The following is a 16265-nucleotide window of genomic DNA, read 5'->3' as shown; positions in this document are numbered from 1 at the left end:
TGAAAACGGAGGTATTCAAAATGGCGGAAATGGTAGATGTGTATTTATCGCCTTCCCTGCAGGAATGGAATGTGGGGGTCGGCAATTATGGCACGGAAGAACAGCGCATGAATCTGCTGGCAGATGTTGTGCAATATGAGCTGGAGCGGCATGGGCTGGACGTTGCCCGGAACCGCCCGGAGATGTCGCTGGCGGAGGTCGTCCGGGAATCCAACGCCATCGGGCCGACGGTTCACGTCGCCCTGCATTCCAATGCGGCAAACGGGCAGGCCCGGGGTGCGGAGATCTATACGCACCGCTTTGGCGGCGCGGGCGAAGCCCTGGCCCGGGATATCTTTGAATTCCTGGAACCTCTGACCCCGACTTCGGATCTGGGCGTGAAAGAGGGATATAGTACCTTCAACGGGCAGGGAATGTATGAGCTGCGCCGGACGGTGGCCCCGGCCGTTCTGGCGGAGGTTGGATTCCACGATAACCCGGATGACGCCCAATTCATTATCGACAATATCTATGAGATTGGGCAGGCAATCTCCCAGGGCATCCTGCAGAATTTCGGCATCAACTATGTGCCGGATACGCCGGAAAACGTTGCCCTGCTGCAAAACCGTTATAACGGCGTCCTTTTCTGAGGCAGCCGAGAAAAATGGCGCGGTGGCCGCGCCATTTTTTTGTGGGAATAGATTAGGAAGTGGAAAAAATTAAAACTATATTGATGAGAAAAAAGGTCGTTCAATTTTGTTATAGTATTAGATAGGAGGTGGGGATGATTGAATAGTATGGAACGGATGACAGAAACCGTGGTTGAGACATATGGACTGCCGTTATTTCGTTTTGCATATTCTTATTTGAAAAATTCCAAGGATGCAGAAGATATTGTCCAGGATACTCTGCTGGCTATGTTGGAGAGGCAACCGGTTTTTATTTCAGAATCCGGTAGAAAAGCATGGCTGTTTAAGGTGGCCAGCAACAAATGCAAGAATATTTTGGCGCATCGGGCAAGAAAAAAGATGGTAATGATAACCCCTGCTATGGAAAAGGAACTGATTTATCTGCCGAGAAAGGATTATGAACTTTTGCAGTTTGTGCTGTCGCTTGAAGAAAAGTATCGGGTGACGATTCATTTATTTTATTACGAAGGGTACTCGATTAAGCAAATAGCAAAGATTCTGAAACAAAAACCATCCACAATCGGGACATGGCTGGATCGTGGAAGAAAAATACTGAAAAATATTTTGGGAGAGCAATGGTATGGAGAATAATTATAAAAGCGCAATGGACAAAATTTGTCTGCGAAAAGAATTTCCGGAGGAAATGAAAAAATGTTTGGAGCAAAAAGCAAAAGTACGGGGGAAAAAGACACAAAAAATTACTTTTGTTTTTGCGGTTACTGCCATCTTGTGCTGCTTGACAATATCGATAATGCAACACATCCCTGCATTTCCGATGGAAGATAGACCTCTTTCCGAAACGGTTCATGGGATGGAAGAAAACAAAACCGGAAAGAAAATTGTGATCTCTTCTGACTATTCCGCTGCCCCTCCAAGTTACATGTTTTTAGTGGGAAAATGTTTTGTGGCAGAAGAAGTAAAAAAAGCCATGGAAAACAATGAAGATGCTCTGTTTTTTGTTCAAATTTTTATCTCATCGGATAAAGGCCCTGTTGCAATGGAGGAACAAATAGAGGAATTGAAAAGAATGAAAGATTTGGGCTATGATGTATTTTTCTATTCAATATATGAAAAGGATTCCTCAAAAGACAAGGAGAAGATGAAAGAAGATGTACTCGCTGGCCTTTTGACCAAAGAACAAATAGAAAATTTCTCTGTCAATCCGAATTTCGCATATGGAATTGAATGGGTAAGAAATACAGATGGAATTTTAGATTGGAGCGAATGAAAACTATTTATGGATAGATTCAAAATTTTTTTCACCGACGCTTTATTTTTGTTATAATAAACGCAGGAGGGCAGGGCATGGTCTATTTTTTAAGCGGCGTTTCTCAAATGGAATATGATTGGGCGGAATGTCTGCGCGGCCTGCTGGATCCATGCTCCCGTGAGCGTCTGGATTCCCTGAAACATCCGGCGGCGCGCCGAAAATTCCTTTTGGGGCGGGGACTTTTGCTCTATGGCCTGCGCCGGGAAAAGGGAATTGGCCGCTTGCCGCCCATGAAGATCACTGGGCAGGGTCAGCCGGTTTTTGCAGAGTTTCCGCTGCGTTTTTCCATCAGCCATTCCGGCGATGCAGTGATGGCGGGACTCCACGAAAGTGCAATTGGAGTGGATGTGGAATTCGTTCGCCCGGCATATGACGCCCGGGCGGCTCGGCGTGTTCTGCTCCGGGAGGAGATAGAAGCGCTGGAAAAGCCGGAGGATTTTTATGCCTGCTGGACGATATTGGAGAGCTATGAAAAGGCCCGGGGCACGGGAATCCGGCTGAATGAGGAGAGAAAGGCCGCTTTCCCCATAAAAAAAATCCCCCATTTTGATTATGAGGGATATTCTTTTGCCTGCGGAAACATTGGGGATATGGCATACTCGATCTGTGCGGAAGGAGAGATCCCGCCGCTTTGCATCGTGAAGCCGGAGGAGCTTGGCGCCTTAATCCTCGAATAAATCGTCCATCAGCTTCTGCACCCGGGCGCGCCGCGCCTGGGTTTCTTTTTTGCTGACCTGAATTTCCAAAACGTCGCCCTCCTTCACGCCGAGCCCCCGAAAGAGCGCGAGGGGGACGCAGACCATATCGGTAGTTTCCAGCTCGATTACAGCATTTTCGCCTTCCAGGCGGTCAATCGTCACAAACATAAAATTCCTCCTCAGGATGTAAAGCATTTTTTGCAAGGCGTGAGACCGGCCTCACGCGCCTGCTCAATAGTGAGAGGCGTGCCGCCTCCGGAAAGGGAAGAACAGCCCTCCCGATGATAGGTTTTCCCGGTCCGGGTCTTATATACGGTCTGGCCGCCATAGATATCCTCCAGAATTTCGCCGGTTTTGTTGAAGGTGATGGTTTCTCCATCCGATGCGGCGACAATCGTACCCAGTTTATCCGTGCGGAAGGTTTCGATCCGGTATTTTGCCAAAAGGTCCAGAGTTTCCCGATGGGGATGGCCATAGGAATTGTCGGCGCCGCAGGAGATTACGCCATACCGAGGCTGCACGGCTTCCAGAAGCTCGGCGGAGATACCATTGGAGCTGCCGTGATGCGCCAGTTTCAGCACATCGGCGCGGAAAGATTCCGGGGCTGCGGCCATGGCCTCCTCCTGGGCCTCATGTTCGGCGTCGCCCAGGAATAAGAAGCGCGTGTCTCCATAGGTGACGCGGCAGATGACGGAATAGTTATTGGTATTGGAGTATTCCTCGGAAACCGGGCCGAGAATCTCCACTTGCAGGGCATCGTCTATAGCGATGGACTTCCCGGCGCGGGCGGCTTTGATTTTCATGCCTTTATCCGAAATGGCCTGAAGAAGATTCTGATAGGTCTTTGTGGTATGGTTGACCTTGGGCATATAGATCTCGCCGATCTCATAATTCTCCACCACCATCTGCATGCTGCCGATGTGGTCGGAATCGGGATGCGTAGCAATGAGGACGTCGATGCGCTCTATACCGCTGGAATCGAGTGCCTCCTTCACGGCCTGTCTGGCCGTGGATTCCCCGGCATCGATGAGCATGACCTTGTCGCCCGGCGTTTTCAGCAGTATGCTGTCGCCCTGGCCCACGTCCAGAAAGGCCACCTCTAATTTCCCGTTTCCAAAAGTGATCCCCGCCGCCTGGGAAACTGGCGCCTGGGAAGCCGGGTGGCTCTCCCGGGCCGTTTGAGAGATGAATTCACAGCCCCAAAAAGAGATGGCCGCCAAGATAGCCAGCAGGAGAAGCAGAACTCTTTTGCAGTATTTCATAGAAACCTCGTTTTATAAAAAGAAATGGAGATGCAGCCAGAGAAGCAGGAAGATTTGCAGAAGAAAAAACAGGGGAACCAGAAGCGTGAACTTCAAGTGCCGTGTTTTATGATGGAACAGCAGCATCCCCAAAGCCATCCCCAGCGCTCCGCCAAAAAAGCCCAAGCCGAGCAGAACGGCCTCGGGAATCCGGCATGCATGGCGGCGCGCCCGGCTCTTATCGATGCCGCAAAGGGCAAAGGCGGCAATATTGATTCCGGCAAAAACGGCGATGCCAGCCAGCAAATTCCTGACCTCCACAAAAAAATATTCTGCCTCTATTATAGTGGGGCAGAATAAAAAAAACAATCCGAAACTACACAAAGGACCGGCGGCGTGCTATAATAAAAATAATAGTGCATTTTTTGCACCCCAGCGCACAAGGAGCATTCGGGCTGATTTTGTAAAACCCGTGTTCCATTCTGGTGAAGAAAATATGCGGATTGTGTTTTTTGCGGGAACGGAAGCAGGGTTTGAGGCCCTTGCCGATGCGGCCGGAAGCGCAATGGCTTGCATAAATAATAATTCCGGCCCGCGCCGGATATGTGAGGAGGGATAACATGGACAGACAGGTTGCACAGGTGGCGCAGGTTGCCGAGCGAATTAAAGAGCTGCGGGAAATCATGGAGGTGTCTCCGGCGGAACTGGCGGGAGAAATCGGCCTTTCCGAAGAGGAATATACTAAATATGAGAATGCCCAGCTGGATATTCCCATCAGCGTCATTTATGGTGTGGCGGCTGTTCTGGGCGTCGATCCCACGGTGTTATTATCCGGAGAGTCTCCCAGAATGAGCACCTATACGATTACCCGCAAGGGCAAAGGAATGTCCATCGAGCGCTATAAGGAATATAGCTTTTCGGCTCTGGCCTATAACTTTATCAACCGGGATATGGATCCCATGATCGTGGATCTCCTGCCCAAGGATGCGCCGCCCGAGCTGGTGACCCATAAAGGGCAGGAATTCAACTATGTCCTGGAAGGAAAGGTAACCGTACTTTTTGGTGATCACAAGTTTGTTTTAAACGAGGGAGACAGCATTTATTTCGATCCCAAGGTTCCCCATGGACAAATGGCGGAATATGGGTTCGCGCGGTTTTTGACGATTATCAACGAGTGACAGTAAAGAGGTAACGGAATGATTGAACGTTTTTTACCTCGCACGGAGTTTTCTTCCTACGAGGATTTCAAACAGAACTACCGGGTGAATGTGCCTGAGAACTTTAACTTCGCCTATGACGTGATGGATGAATGGGCGAAGGAATGCCCGGACGACCCGGCTTTATATTACTGCAACGAAGGCGGGAACGACCGGATTTTATCTTTTTTGGATATTAAAAAGCAGAGCAACCAGATTGCCAACTTCCTGAAGGGGAAGGGGATCAAAAAGGGAGATCCGGTGATGCTCATTCTGATGCAGCGGGTGGAGGTATGGACGACCATGCTGGCGCTGCAGAAGATTGGGGCTATCATCATCCCCGTAAGCTATCTCATGACCCCAAAGGATATCATCTATCGCTGCAATGCGGCGGAAATCAAGATGATCGTGGCGGTGGATCTTCCGGTGATCCGCGAGCACATCGACGCGGCAATCGGCGAATGCCGGAGCGTGGAAAACGTCTGCATTGTGGGGGAGAATGTGGGGCCATATATCGATTTCCGAAAGGAAGCGGCGGCCTGTTCCGAGAGCTTCGCACGCCCGACGGGGGATCAGGCGACCACGGCCAAAGACCCCATGCTCATCTATTTTTCTTCGGGCACGACGGGCATGCCCAAAATGGTGCTGCATACCTTTGCTCATCCCCTGGGGCACATCGTTACGGCGAAATACTGGCAGCATTCCGAAAAGGGAAAGCGGCATATGGTTTCGGCGGATTCCGGCTGGGCCAAATTTGGCTGGGGGAAAATTTATGGGCAGTGGATCTGCGGGGCTGTGATCGTCGCCTATGATGTTTTGAAATTCGACGCCCATCATATGCTGGAAACCATCGAAAGGGTGAAGCCTGCAAATTTCTGCGCACCGCCTACGGTGTTCCGCTTCCTGATCCGCGAGGATATTTCAAAATATGATCTTTCCTCCATCGAGCATTGCACGATTGCCGGAGAGCCACTGAATCCGGAGGTTTTCTATCAGTTTAAGCGCCTGACCGGTCTGGAACTCACCGAGGGCTTCGGGCAGACGGAATCCTCCGTGCTCATGGCAAATTTTGAGTGGTTCCCCATCAAGCCGGGTTCCATGGGCAAGCCGTCGCCTCTCTATGATATTGATATCGTGGATGAGAATGGCGAACCCTGCGAGGACGGCATTGTGGGCCATGTGGTGGTGAAAAACGCTGTGAAAGACCGCCCGGTGGGCCTGTTCTGGGAATATTATAAAGACGAGGCCGCCAATAAACGGGCCTGGTATGACGGCATGTATGACACGGGTGACACGGCCTGGCGGGATGCAGACGGATATTACTGGTTTGTCGGCCGCAGCGACGATGTCATTAAGTGTTCGGGATACCGCATTGGGCCTTTTGAAGTGGAAAATGCTCTGATGACGCATCCATCGGTTCTGGAATGCGCAGTTACGGCGGCGCCCGACCCGGTGCGTGGCCAGGTGGTAAAGGCGACAATCGTGCTTAACCGGAACTTTACCGCCAGCGAGGAGCTGAAAAAGGAAATTCAGAACCATGTCAAAAAGGTGACGGCGCCTTATAAATATCCGCGCATCGTGGAATTTGTGGACGAGCTTCCCAAAACCACCAGCGGAAAGATCCGCCGGGTGGAGATCCGCCAGCAGGATGAAAAGAAATAAGAAGAGAAAACAGATAAAAAAAGAGGACAGATGTCCTCTTTTTTTTCCATTTTTTACTTCATGCGAGAGGCCGTCTGTGCCGGTTTACGTCGAAAAATTTCTGTGCTATAATTATCTTAACTATATTCTAATGATCGTTTCAGCGGAGCGGGAAATGGCAAGGGTAAAGTCGGTTGTCGAATTCGGCACATCCAAAATTATATGTATGATTGAGAACCGAAGAGGGCCGGAAGCGGGTCTTCCCGGCTCTTCCTGTGTGCGCTATGACGGCATACGCAAGGGGCGATTCGCGCGCATGGGGAATATGGCTGAGCTGGTTGACCAGGTGGTGAGCGGCGCGGAAGAAAAAATGCGCGCCCAGATCTGCGGCGCCTATGTGGGCGTTCCCGGCTGCTTTACCAGGGTTCTCGTCAAGGAAGGAAGCAAGCATATGGCGGGCGGCCGGGTGACAGAAGAAGAGATTCAGGCGATGGCCCGCAAGCTCATGCCCCGGCTGGATAAAGCCTGGGAGCCGCTGGCGACGCTGCCGCTGTTTTTCCTGGACGGCAGGGAAGAACTGTATACCGGCCCGCCCATTGGCCTGCGCACGGCGCGGCTTACGGCCTGTTTCAGTTTTCTTTTTGCCCGCAAGCGTTTCCTGGACGATATCCGCAAAATTTTTGGGGACCTGCACATCGGGATCGATGGTTTTGTGAGTGAGATTCAGGCGCAGGCGCTGCATTATATCCCGGGAAAAGTCCGGGATGCCTCTGTTTTGCTCCTGGATATCGGATATCATCATACGGACGTTTCCGTGATTTTTGGGGACGGCATCATGGCGCACCGGACGATTTTCGGGGGCGGCTATGATATTGTGGATGAACTGAAAAACGTTCTGCGCATCGATGAGGCCCTGGCCGAGAGCCTGAAGCGCATGCACATTTTCGGCATTGGAAATGAATATGACGACCGTGTTTACGGAAAGGGAAGCGACGGCAAAATGGTCAGCTTTGAAGCGCGCCTGGTGAGCCGGAGCGTGGAAGAGAGCGCAGGACGCCTCTGCGCCCAGATCCGGGAGGTGCTCAAGGAATTTTCCGGGTATGTTTCCAAGAATACCCCGATCTATCTCACGGGAGGCGGCATTGCCATGCACGGGGCGGAAACCTATCTTTCCGCGCAGTTGGGCCGGGAGGTCCGGATGGTGCGGGACGGGAGGCAGAAAACGTTACCTCCCGTATACAATTCCGCCGCTGCCCTGCTTGACAACCGGGTTTTGACAGGGTATCATGTAGACAGAGAAAATGTGTCAAATTCGCTGATCCACAGGGTGCGGAATATATTTTCTTCTTAAGAAGGCTTATAATAACTAGAATATCTGAATGCTGCTGTTTTGGGGGGTAAATGTATGTCTTTTGAATTGGACAATGGAAATGGAAATTTTGCCAAGATTAAGGTCATTGGCGTTGGCGGCGGCGGTGGAAACGCCGTGAATAGAATGGTCTCTTATGGACTGGAAGGGGCCGAATTTATTGCGGTAAATACGGACAAGCAGGCGCTCTATCTCAACAATGCGCCGCAGAAAATCCAAATCGGCGAAAAGCTCACCAAGGGCCTTGGTTCGGGCGCCAATCCGGATACCGGGAAAAAGGCGGCCGAGGAAAGCCGCGAGGAAATTGCCCAGGCGCTGAAGGGCGCCGACCTGGTGTTCATTGCGGCAGGTTTGGGCGGCGGCACGGGAACGGGCGCGGCTCCTGTCGTGGCAGAGATTGCACGGGAATGCGGCGCGCTGACCGTTGCCTTTGTAACCATGCCCTTCTGGTTTGAGGGAAAACCCCGGGCGCGGAGCGCGGAAGAGGGCTTCAACCGGATTATGAGCGTTGTGGATAGTGTGGTAAAGATTCCCAACGACAAACTTTTGGAAATCATGGGCAAGAATACGCCCCTTCTGGAATCCTTTAAAATGGCCGATGATGCGCTGCGTCAGGGCATCCAGGGCCTGACCGACCTGATTGCAAAGCCGGCCCTCATCAATCTGGATTTTGCGGATGTGAAATCTGTCATGATGGAACGCGGCATCGCCCATATGGGAATCGGCACGGGCAGCGGCGAGAACAAGGTTGTAGACGCGGCGAAACAGGCGATTATGAGCCCGCTTCTCGATACGACCATTCAGGGGGCCAAGGGAATCATCTTCAATGTGACCGGCGATCCCAGCTGCGGCCTTGCGGAAATTGAAGAGGCCGTCAAGCTGATTCAGGGAGCGGCAGATCCCCAGGCCAATATCTTTATCGGCGCGGATATCGACCAGAATCTGGAAGATGAAGTCCGCATTACCGTGATTGCGACAGGCTTTGGAACGGCGCGCAAGCCGCAGAAGGAGATTATTGAAACGATCAAAGGAAAGGTGGATAAGATTGCCGAGGAGGACACCAACAGCGGCAATATCATCGAAAAGCCCAGCTTTGAATATTTCGAGGATGAAGAACCGGAGCTTCCGATCTTCCTGAAAAAATCTCCCAAACGCCTGAATCTGGACGACTAAACAATAACGGAAATAAAAGCAGCAGCTATAAAAGGCTGCTGCTTTTTTATTAGCCAGAGACCGATATGGAAAAACCGATATGCCGGATATGGGAAAAAGATGTTTTCCAGTGGAATGGTCATGAAAATTGGCCTCAAGAAACTGTTAGCAGACAAAAATAGGATTGCAAACGGGCGGACAGAAGAGCAATGAAGAAAAGAGAATTGTTCCCCGAATTGAAGAACGGAGGAGCAGAATTTTCGACATATCGGAAAATTTGCCCATAAAAGAAATGGGAAATGTCACCTACTTTTTGTAAAAAGACTACTCTCACATAGCAGAGAGACGATAGTCACGGCTCATAAATAAAAAGAGCGAACATGATTTTTTTGTATCCGTTCTTTTTGCTTTTAAAACCATTTGCGCCTTTTGAAAAAGAGGAAGGAAAGGATCAGAACCAGGAGGCTGACCCCGATCACAATGGGATAGCCAAAAGGATGGCTGTATTCAGGCATGGCAAAATTCATGCCATACCATCCTGCAATAAGCGTGAGAGGCATAAAAATTGTGGTGACGATCGTCAAAATTTTCATGATCTGGTTCATGTTCAGGTCTACTTCCGCCTGATATGCCTCGCGGACTTCAGTGGCGTAATCCCGGAGGTTGCTTGTTTTGTTCAGAAGCCGAGAGACCTTTTCGCGCGCCATGCGGATTTTTTTGCGGGCGGAAAGAGAGAGAAGAGCGTTCTCATTGTCCTCGAGGGATGAGAGAATATCCAGAAGGAGTTCATAATAGTGCTTGATAGCGAGCAAGCGCTTGCGGATGGCAATGATTTTTTTTGTATAGTTCTTTTGCAGTTTGGAGGAGAGAATTTCGTCCTCCAACTGAGCGATTCCACTCTCTAGACCGAAAAGAAAATCCAAATGGCCATGGGTTAAAAATGAAAAAAGCGAGAATAATAATTCCCCAAGAGCGGCAGGATACGAAGGCGCATCCAGAGCGAGCAGCTCCTCTTCCAACGGGAAGGAGGTATCCGCATAGAAAAACAGCGCTTCTGGTGTCAAAAAGATATAGACTCGTTCCTTTTTCAGTAAGGAGTCACGGATATCCAACATCTGCAGGCAAAGCATATCCAGATTTTCCCGGCTTTCAAAGCGCAGCGCTGGATTTTTAAGCACTATCTGAAAATCCGGAAAGCTGAGATACTTTTCAAGCTCCGGAGCGAGAGGAGCGGATACAGAGGAAAGACTGACGTAGGGGCTGCCTTGTGGTTCTGTACCACAAGGCACAAACTTATTGTTTAGCAGCGTATAATACATGAGAACCCTCCATTACTTTGATAAAGTGAGAAAAAGGCAAGCCGTCAATTTTGACAGCTTGCCCGGAATTTTACTTTCCATAACTTTACAACAGTTTTTTATAAATCTCCGCCATATCCGGAACATTCATGGGGACATAGCTGTTGGCCAGCAGACGCTGCTGGGTCTTTTCCACCGATTCGGCGAATTCCGCGGCCTTTTCCTCGGTCATTCCAAAGGAGGCCAAGGGCCGGCGCTGAATGAGGGAATCGAGCAGCTTTTCCAGGGCTTCAATGGCGTCCTTCTGTTCGCATCCCAGAATCGAGGCGATGAGAGCCATGAGATCCGCCAAATCGCCGGAGGGATTCTTGGCATAATAGTATTTGAAAACCTCGATCAGGCATTCATGGTTAGCCTCCCCATGGGGCAGATGATACTCGCCGCTCAGGGGATAGGACATAGCGTGAACGGTTCCGCATCCCGCGTTGGAGAATGCAATGCCGGCATAGCAGCTGGCGATCAGAAATTCCTTCAGCAAGGCCGTCTTTTCGCCTTCGCCTTTCTCTGCGAGGCGCATATATCCCTTCAGAATCGTCCGGATGGCATCCACCGAGAAGAACCGGGTGAAGGTGTTGGCTTTGGGGGAGAGATAGGACTCCATGCCATGAATCATGGCGTCGATGGAGCTTAAAAGGAACACGCGATAGGGAAGCCCCTGCAAAAGCTCAGGAACAAGCACGGCATGATCTGCATAGAGGGCGTTTTGCGCCAATCCCAGCTTGATATTCAGGTCGTTGAAAGCGACGATAGAAATGTTGGTGATCTCGCTGCCCGTGCCGCAGGTGGTGGGGAGGATCAGCAGCTCATGCTGCTTGCGGACGGGGATTTTACCCTGGAACATATCCAGCATACGGGTCAAATCGCCCAGGCAAAGGAGCTTTGCAATATCGATAACCGTGCCGCCGCCGATGCCGACAACACGTTTGAAGCTGGTCTTTTTCGCGGTTTCATAGATGGCCTTGACTTTATCGCTGTTGGGTTCGCCGGGACCGAAATCATCCTGGATAATCACCGTGCATTCCAGATTTTTGTCCGCCAGATAGGGGTCATACAGGCAGCGGTCGGTGAGCAGAATATCCCCCTTTCCAACGGAAAAAGTATCTAAGAATTCACGAAGGGTATCCATCACATGTATTTCAGGTACGATTTTAAAACTTGACATGGTTTGCCTCCAAAGATTAGTTTGAGTGAAATGTGAATTTCATCATATCTATAACATAATATAAACCCCCGGATAAGTCAAGGAAAACGTAAGCGGTTTCATTTGCCGGTTTCATAACGACAGATGCTCTGGCAAAGAAAAAAGACCCGCCCAGCAGGTCTTTTTTCTTGCCGATTTATTTTCCCAGACCCATTTTCTCTTCCCGGAAGATGCGCGCATCCATGCGTTTCAAATTTCCGGATACCAGAGGGCGGCATTTCATGTGCGCCAGGATATCCCGCTCCAAATCCACGCCCGGGGCAATTTCCGTGAGCAGCAGGCCCTCATGGGTGAGCTGCAAAACCGCCCGTTCCGTGATAAACAATACCGGAAGATCGTGCTTCAGGGCGTATTCCGAACTGAAGCTGATCTGCTCAATGGTGTTGCGGAATTTGCAGAACCGCCCATCCTTGCGGATATGCAGTTCTCCGCCGGAGACTTCGGCTTCCAGCCCGCCGGCCGTGAAGGTGCCCAAAAAGAAGAGCTGCCGGGCGTTTTGCGTCAGATCAATGAACCCGCCGCATCCGGGAACCTTGGGGCCGAATTTGGAAACATTCACGTTCCCATGGGCGTCGACCTGGGCCAGCCCGCTGAACGCCTGGTCCAGCCCGCGGCCATGATAAAAGTCAAAGAGGGAAGAATGGGGCATGATGCATTCCGGGTTCAGACTCAGGCCGAAATCCGCATCGCTCTGCGGGCTTCCTCCCACGATGCCGTCGTCTACCGTCAGAATAAAATGGTCCCGGATTCCCTCTTCCATGGCGATGGAGGAAACAAATTCCGGCGTTCCGATGCCTAGGTTGATGATGCTGTTTTCCTTAAGCTCGAAGGCGGCCCGCCGGGCGATGATTTTTTTAACGCCCATCTCCATAGGCACGAAGCTGTCATCGCTGATGGTGCATTCGCCGGAAAAACCGGGGTTATATTGGGTTGCAAAGGACATCATATGATTCTTCATATCCTCCACAAGCACAACGGCATCCACCAGCATGCCGGGAATTTCCACTTTTTTTGGGTCCAGCGTGCCCGCCTTGACCAGCCGTTCCACCTGAACGATCACCTTGCCGCCGCAGTTTTTGCAGGCTTCGGCAATCACCAGCATGTCCATCTTTGTGCCGCGGTGCTCGATGGATATATTGCCCCGCTCATCGGCAAAGGTGCCTTTTAATATGGCAAAATCAATGGGAATGCGCTGATAGAAGAGATACTCCCTGCCGTCAATCTCCATCAGACGGACCAGATCCTCTTTGGTGACATCGTTGATCTTTCCGCCTTGAAGCCGGGGGTCCACATAGGTATTCAGTCCCACATGGGTGATGGTGCCGGGCTTTCCGGCGGCGCAGTCACGGAAAATATGGGAGAGGACACCCTGGGGGAAGTTATAGGCGAGGATTTTGTTTTCCACGGCCAGCGTCCCCAGATTGGGCGCCAGGCCCCAATATCCGCCGATGGCCCGTCGGATCATGGTTTCATGGGCGAAATGGTTCAGCCCACGCTTTTTATAGTCGCCCTCGCCGGCGCAAAACAGCAGCGTGAGATCCCGGGGATGCCCGGTTTCCAAAAAACGGCGTTCAATCTCCTGGGCGATTTCCTCAGCAAACCCTGCCCCCACGTAGCCATCCGTAGCGAAATTACAACCGTCGGGAACCAGCTTAGCTGCCTCTTTTGCGGTCAAAACCTGCACTGCCATATACAACGCCTCCCGAATCGTCTGATTTGCGGAAAATAAAAAAACCGCCCTATTATTATAATAAAAATTGCATTTTTATACAATAGAACGGTGAAAAAACTGCGAATGAAAAAGGGCATCAGCGGGCGAGGGATCGTTTTCTACTTCCGGTTTTTTGTGGAGCGATAATCCGAAGCCCGAGTGGAAAGCCCCTTCTTTTCCAGACGGGAATTGGTAAATTCCCGAACCAGGGAATAGAATACAGCAAACAGCGGGATCCCCAGGATCATGCCCAGGACGCCGAACAGGCCGCCGCCCAGAACAATCGCGAAAATGACCCAAAAGGCCGTGAGGCCGGTGGAATCGCCGAGGATTTTTGGCCCAATGAGCTGGCCGTCCAGCTGCTGGAGCACCAGCGTTAGAATGATGAACCAAAGGGCATCGGCCGGATTCAGAATCAGCAGGAGCAGGGCGCTGGGAATAGCGCCGATAAAGGGGCCGAAGAAGGGAACCAGATTGAATATACCCATGATGATGCTGATGAGGAGGGCATAGTCGATGCCGATGATGGTCATGCAGACAAAGGTGAGGACGCCGACAATGGCAGATTCCAAAAGTTTTCCCGAGATGAAATTGCTGAAAATTGTGTGGCTTTCCCGGGTGACCAGGATCATCCGCTCGGTAAATTTTTGAGGGAATACGCCAAAGAGGAATTTTTTGGTCTGCATGATAAATTTCTCTTTGGAGAGCATGAGATAGATGCTGGCGATGAGGGCGATAAAGAAATTCCCAATGAGGCCAACGACACTGATAGTCAGATTGATGCCCGTGCTGGCCAGATCCGGGAACAGATCCCGGACATAGCTGATGACAGATTTTAAAAAGCCCTCCCAGGTGATGGCCAGCTGACTGATTTTGGAGGTATCCAGATGCATGGATTCCAAAACCCCCTTGAGCCAGGCAATAAATTCCTGAAAATAGCTGGGAAGCTGGTCAAACAGGCGGGCGATGCTGTCCACCAGCTGGGGAAGAATGATCCAGATCAGCCCGGCGAGGATGAGGATGAACAGAAGGATGACCGTAGTGACCGAAAGGCCGCGGACGAGCTTGGGCCGGGGCTTTTTCCGGTTCAGGCCAGCATAGACCGTCTCTTCAAAAAAATGCAGGGGCCGATTTAATATATATGCGATGGCAAAGCCCCAGATAAAGGGGCTGATGATGGCAAAAAAGGTGGAGAGAACCGAAGAGATGGAAGCCAGATTCAAGAGCAGGAATAAAAACAGAATGGCGGCCGCCAAAACCAGAAATGTATAGACGGCGATGGTCGTATATTTTTCATTCCAACGGACTTTCATGGAGAATTCCTCTCTTTCGTAAGCTGGGAGTAAAGTTCAGGCCGCCCGGAGGACGGCCTGGCTTATTACTAAAATATGCCGGAAAGCAGAAATTATACGGATTTATTCATTCTGCACGGCCAGCGGCGTGCCGCGGAACAGCCGCAGGGAATATATGGTGAGGACAAAGATCAGGGCCGCATAGACCGGGACGAAAATATAGGTGGTTGTCGCCCGGAGCCAGGCCACCTGCGGCGGCATTCCCAGATAAATCAGAGTCAGTGTGTTTAAAACGAAGGAACAGACCGTCTGAGTCAACAGAGTGACCAGCAGGATTTTCACAAATTTGAAGTTCCGGTGCCCCCTTTGGAAAAATAATCCGGGAAGAATTCCCATCAGAGCGTTGGTGATGGTGAAAAGCGGGAAATATCCGCCAAGAGGCCGAATCAAAAAGACCAAAAGGTCGGTGGCGCCGCCGATCAGGCCGCCATAGACCGGGCCCAGGACCATGCCGCTGTACAGGATGATCACGGGAGACAGATTGATATCCTTCGCCAGACCGCCGAACAGACTGACAGGGATGCCGAAAATTTTCAGCACGACGGCAAGGGTCAGCAGGAGAGCTGCAAAGACGATGGTTTGCGTTGTTTTGTTTTTCATAAAAATACCTCCTTTTTCTTAGAATAGCAACGAGCGTGCCAACGAAAAAAAGAGGCAGCCTGCGGGCAGGCAAACAAAAACCCTCTTTAGTTGTATTCGCAGCGGACGCGGGACCGCACCGCAGGCCGGAAAAGACCTTTCGTTCCTGGGCGACATCCCATCCCAGGACACTATACGCGCGTGACCCTACTCTGCATATTCTAGGGCGAGTATACCACACATTGCCCGGGGTGGCAAGCGGTATATAAAGAAAAAAGGGGTCATAGATATATACAGCCGGAAAAGGAGGGATAGGATGAAAACGCATGTTCTTGCACGCACAGAGACTTTGGAGATGCTGAGCGCCCGCTATGGCGTTCCGGTCTGCATGATCATCCGGGCGAACCATCTGGGTGCCGAAGACCGCCTGTTTGCCGGGCGGAAGCTGCAGATTCCCCCCGTGGACTATTGCTGGAAAGCAGAGGAAACAAGCGGGGAGGGAGAAGCAAGATCCGGAAAACAGACCTATCAGGTCCGCCCGGGGGATACGGTCTATTCCATTGCCCAGAGGTTTCACACGACGATGAACGCCATTCTTTTGGAAAACGGACTGACGCGGCCGGAAGAGCTCCGGGCAGGGATGCGGCTTTTCGTTCCTTGCTTCCCGGAAGATTTTGCGGTATACTCACTAACATCGATGGACACCCTGGAGGGCGTGGCGGAAAAATTCGGCGTGACCGTGGCGGCGCTGCGCGGCGCAAACGATTTGCCGGAGACGCTCTACCCCGGCCTGCAGCTGGTGATCCCGGGAAAGCGGGAAGGAATATAG

17 protein-coding genes and 1 riboswitch are annotated in these 16265 nt (G+C 51.2%); of the genes, 9 read left to right on the top strand and 8 right to left on the bottom strand.

The genetic code is table 11. The features are described 5' to 3' along the window. The first annotated feature begins 20 nt into the window (after nt 1-20). From H8693_RS02655 to H8693_RS02640, 4 genes are all read left to right on the top strand, one after another. Nucleotides 21-629 carry an N-acetylmuramoyl-L-alanine amidase family protein gene (locus H8693_RS02655; protein ID WP_249279675.1) on the top strand — a complete coding sequence of 203 codons (609 nt, stop codon included), beginning with the start codon at nt 21-23 and terminating at the stop codon, nt 627-629. 147 nt (nt 630-776) lie between these two features. Next, complete coding sequence (locus tag H8693_RS02650; RefSeq protein ID WP_249279674.1) at nt 777-1259, top strand: RNA polymerase sigma factor; 483 nt, start codon at nt 777-779, stop codon at nt 1257-1259. Next, nucleotides 1249-1896, top strand: coding sequence for a hypothetical protein (locus H8693_RS02645; protein WP_249279673.1), 648 nt, complete (start codon nt 1249-1251; stop codon nt 1894-1896). The genes H8693_RS02650 and H8693_RS02645 overlap by 11 nt, the downstream gene beginning before the upstream one ends. A gap of 77 nt (nt 1897-1973) precedes the next feature. Continuing rightward, nucleotides 1974-2615, top strand: a complete 642-nt coding sequence (locus tag H8693_RS02640; RefSeq protein ID WP_249279672.1) for a 4'-phosphopantetheinyl transferase family protein — start codon at nt 1974-1976, stop codon at nt 2613-2615. Here H8693_RS02640 and H8693_RS02635 read toward each other — a convergent pair. The 3 genes from H8693_RS02635 to H8693_RS10780 are packed head-to-tail and all read right to left on the bottom strand — an operon-like array spanning nt 2601 to nt 4198. Then, nucleotides 2601-2804, bottom strand: coding sequence for a DUF3006 domain-containing protein (locus tag H8693_RS02635; RefSeq protein ID WP_178618448.1), 204 nt, complete (start codon nt 2802-2804; stop codon nt 2601-2603). The genes H8693_RS02640 and H8693_RS02635 overlap by 15 nt on opposite strands. 11 nt (nt 2805-2815) lie before the next feature. After that, nucleotides 2816-3898 (bottom strand): ComEC/Rec2 family competence protein, encoded by a 1083-nt coding sequence (locus H8693_RS02630; protein WP_249279671.1) that lies wholly within the window; start codon nt 3896-3898, stop codon nt 2816-2818. Nucleotides 3899-3910: 12 nt separating this feature from the next. After that, nucleotides 3911-4198, bottom strand: coding sequence for a DUF1294 domain-containing protein (locus H8693_RS10780; protein ID WP_249279670.1), 288 nt, complete (start codon nt 4196-4198; stop codon nt 3911-3913). 299 nt (nt 4199-4497) lie between these two features. On the opposite strand from H8693_RS10780, the gene H8693_RS02620 reads away from it, so the two are divergent. The 4 genes from H8693_RS02620 (at nt 4498) to ftsZ (ending at nt 9256) form a co-directional block, all read left to right on the top strand. Beyond that, nucleotides 4498-5055: a helix-turn-helix domain-containing protein gene (locus H8693_RS02620; RefSeq protein WP_178618455.1), complete on the top strand. Its 558-nt coding sequence runs from the start codon at nt 4498-4500 to the stop codon at nt 5053-5055. An 18-nt stretch (nt 5056-5073) separates the two neighbouring features. Then, nucleotides 5074-6735: an AMP-binding protein gene (locus H8693_RS02615; RefSeq protein WP_249279669.1), complete on the top strand. Its 1662-nt coding sequence runs from the start codon at nt 5074-5076 to the stop codon at nt 6733-6735. A 154-nt stretch (nt 6736-6889) separates the two neighbouring features. After that, entirely contained in the window at nt 6890-8065 is a 1176-nt protein-coding gene (locus tag H8693_RS02610; RefSeq protein WP_249279668.1) for a cell division protein FtsA, read from the top strand. Between the two features lie 54 nt (nt 8066-8119). Continuing rightward, the gene (ftsZ, locus tag H8693_RS02605) at nt 8120-9256 is read left to right on the top strand and encodes a cell division protein FtsZ (protein ID WP_178622024.1); all 1137 of its coding nucleotides are present in this window, start codon (nt 8120-8122) and stop codon (nt 9254-9256) included. A 389-nt stretch (nt 9257-9645) separates the two neighbouring features. Here ftsZ and H8693_RS02600 read toward each other — a convergent pair whose 3' ends face one another. From H8693_RS02600 to H8693_RS02580, 5 genes are all read right to left on the bottom strand, one after another. Next, on the bottom strand, nt 9646-10554 hold the full coding sequence (locus tag H8693_RS02600; RefSeq protein WP_249279667.1) for a magnesium transporter CorA family protein: 909 nt from the start codon (nt 10552-10554) through the stop codon (nt 9646-9648). Nucleotides 10555-10639: 85 nt separating this feature from the next. Then, nucleotides 10640-11755 (bottom strand): 4-hydroxybutyrate dehydrogenase, encoded by a 1116-nt coding sequence (locus tag H8693_RS02595; RefSeq protein WP_249279666.1) that lies wholly within the window; start codon nt 11753-11755, stop codon nt 10640-10642. Nucleotides 11756-11930: 175 nt separating this feature from the next. Next, nucleotides 11931-13484 carry an acyl CoA:acetate/3-ketoacid CoA transferase gene (locus H8693_RS02590; RefSeq protein WP_178618050.1) on the bottom strand — a complete coding sequence of 518 codons (1554 nt, stop codon included), beginning with the start codon at nt 13482-13484 and terminating at the stop codon, nt 11931-11933. A 140-nt stretch (nt 13485-13624) separates the two neighbouring features. Next, the gene (locus H8693_RS02585) at nt 13625-14818 is read right to left on the bottom strand and encodes an AI-2E family transporter (protein ID WP_249279665.1); all 1194 of its coding nucleotides are present in this window, start codon (nt 14816-14818) and stop codon (nt 13625-13627) included. 102 nt (nt 14819-14920) lie between these two features. Beyond that, nucleotides 14921-15457: a folate family ECF transporter S component gene (locus H8693_RS02580; protein WP_249279664.1), complete on the bottom strand. Its 537-nt coding sequence runs from the start codon at nt 15455-15457 to the stop codon at nt 14921-14923. A 97-nt stretch (nt 15458-15554) separates the two neighbouring features. Then, nucleotides 15555-15653, bottom strand: a riboswitch (THF riboswitch). 99 nt (nt 15654-15752) lie between these two features. On the opposite strand from H8693_RS02580, the gene H8693_RS02575 reads away from it, so the two are divergent. After that, complete coding sequence (locus H8693_RS02575; protein WP_249279663.1) at nt 15753-16265, top strand: LysM peptidoglycan-binding domain-containing protein; 513 nt, start codon at nt 15753-15755, stop codon at nt 16263-16265.

This window comes from Guopingia tenuis (genome assembly GCF_014384805.1).
GTDB lineage: Bacteria > Bacillota > Clostridia > Christensenellales > Christensenellaceae > Guopingia > Guopingia tenuis.
The sequence above is the reverse complement of the archived record's forward strand: the minus strand, read 5'-3'. Positions and strand labels throughout refer to the sequence as shown.

Bases quoted from the DNA above. Each gene is read 5' to 3' on its own strand.
- H8693_RS02655 (WP_249279675.1), top strand. From the start codon at position 21: ATGGCGGAAATGGTAGATGTGTATTTATCGCCTTCCCTGCAGGAATGG.
- H8693_RS02650 (WP_249279674.1), top strand. From the start codon at position 777: ATGGAACGGATGACAGAAACCGTGGTTGAGACATATGGACTGCCGTTA.
- H8693_RS02645 (WP_249279673.1), top strand. From the start codon at position 1,249: ATGGAGAATAATTATAAAAGCGCAATGGACAAAATTTGTCTGCGAAAA.
- H8693_RS02640 (WP_249279672.1), top strand. From the start codon at position 1,974: ATGGTCTATTTTTTAAGCGGCGTTTCTCAAATGGAATATGATTGGGCG.
- H8693_RS02635 (WP_178618448.1), bottom strand. From the start codon at position 2,804: ATGTTTGTGACGATTGACCGCCTGGAAGGCGAAAATGCTGTAATCGAG.
- H8693_RS02630 (WP_249279671.1), bottom strand. From the start codon at position 3,898: ATGAAATACTGCAAAAGAGTTCTGCTTCTCCTGCTGGCTATCTTGGCG.
- H8693_RS02620 (WP_178618455.1), top strand. From the start codon at position 4,498: ATGGACAGACAGGTTGCACAGGTGGCGCAGGTTGCCGAGCGAATTAAA.
- H8693_RS02615 (WP_249279669.1), top strand. From the start codon at position 5,074: ATGATTGAACGTTTTTTACCTCGCACGGAGTTTTCTTCCTACGAGGAT.
- H8693_RS02610 (WP_249279668.1), top strand. From the start codon at position 6,890: ATGGCAAGGGTAAAGTCGGTTGTCGAATTCGGCACATCCAAAATTATA.
- ftsZ (WP_178622024.1), top strand. From the start codon at position 8,120: ATGTCTTTTGAATTGGACAATGGAAATGGAAATTTTGCCAAGATTAAG.
- H8693_RS02600 (WP_249279667.1), bottom strand. From the start codon at position 10,554: ATGTATTATACGCTGCTAAACAATAAGTTTGTGCCTTGTGGTACAGAA.
- H8693_RS02595 (WP_249279666.1), bottom strand. From the start codon at position 11,755: ATGTCAAGTTTTAAAATCGTACCTGAAATACATGTGATGGATACCCTT.
- H8693_RS02590 (WP_178618050.1), bottom strand. From the start codon at position 13,484: ATGGCAGTGCAGGTTTTGACCGCAAAAGAGGCAGCTAAGCTGGTTCCC.
- H8693_RS02585 (WP_249279665.1), bottom strand. From the start codon at position 14,818: ATGAAAGTCCGTTGGAATGAAAAATATACGACCATCGCCGTCTATACA.
- H8693_RS02580 (WP_249279664.1), bottom strand. From the start codon at position 15,457: ATGAAAAACAAAACAACGCAAACCATCGTCTTTGCAGCTCTCCTGCTG.
- H8693_RS02575 (WP_249279663.1), top strand. From the start codon at position 15,753: ATGAAAACGCATGTTCTTGCACGCACAGAGACTTTGGAGATGCTGAGC.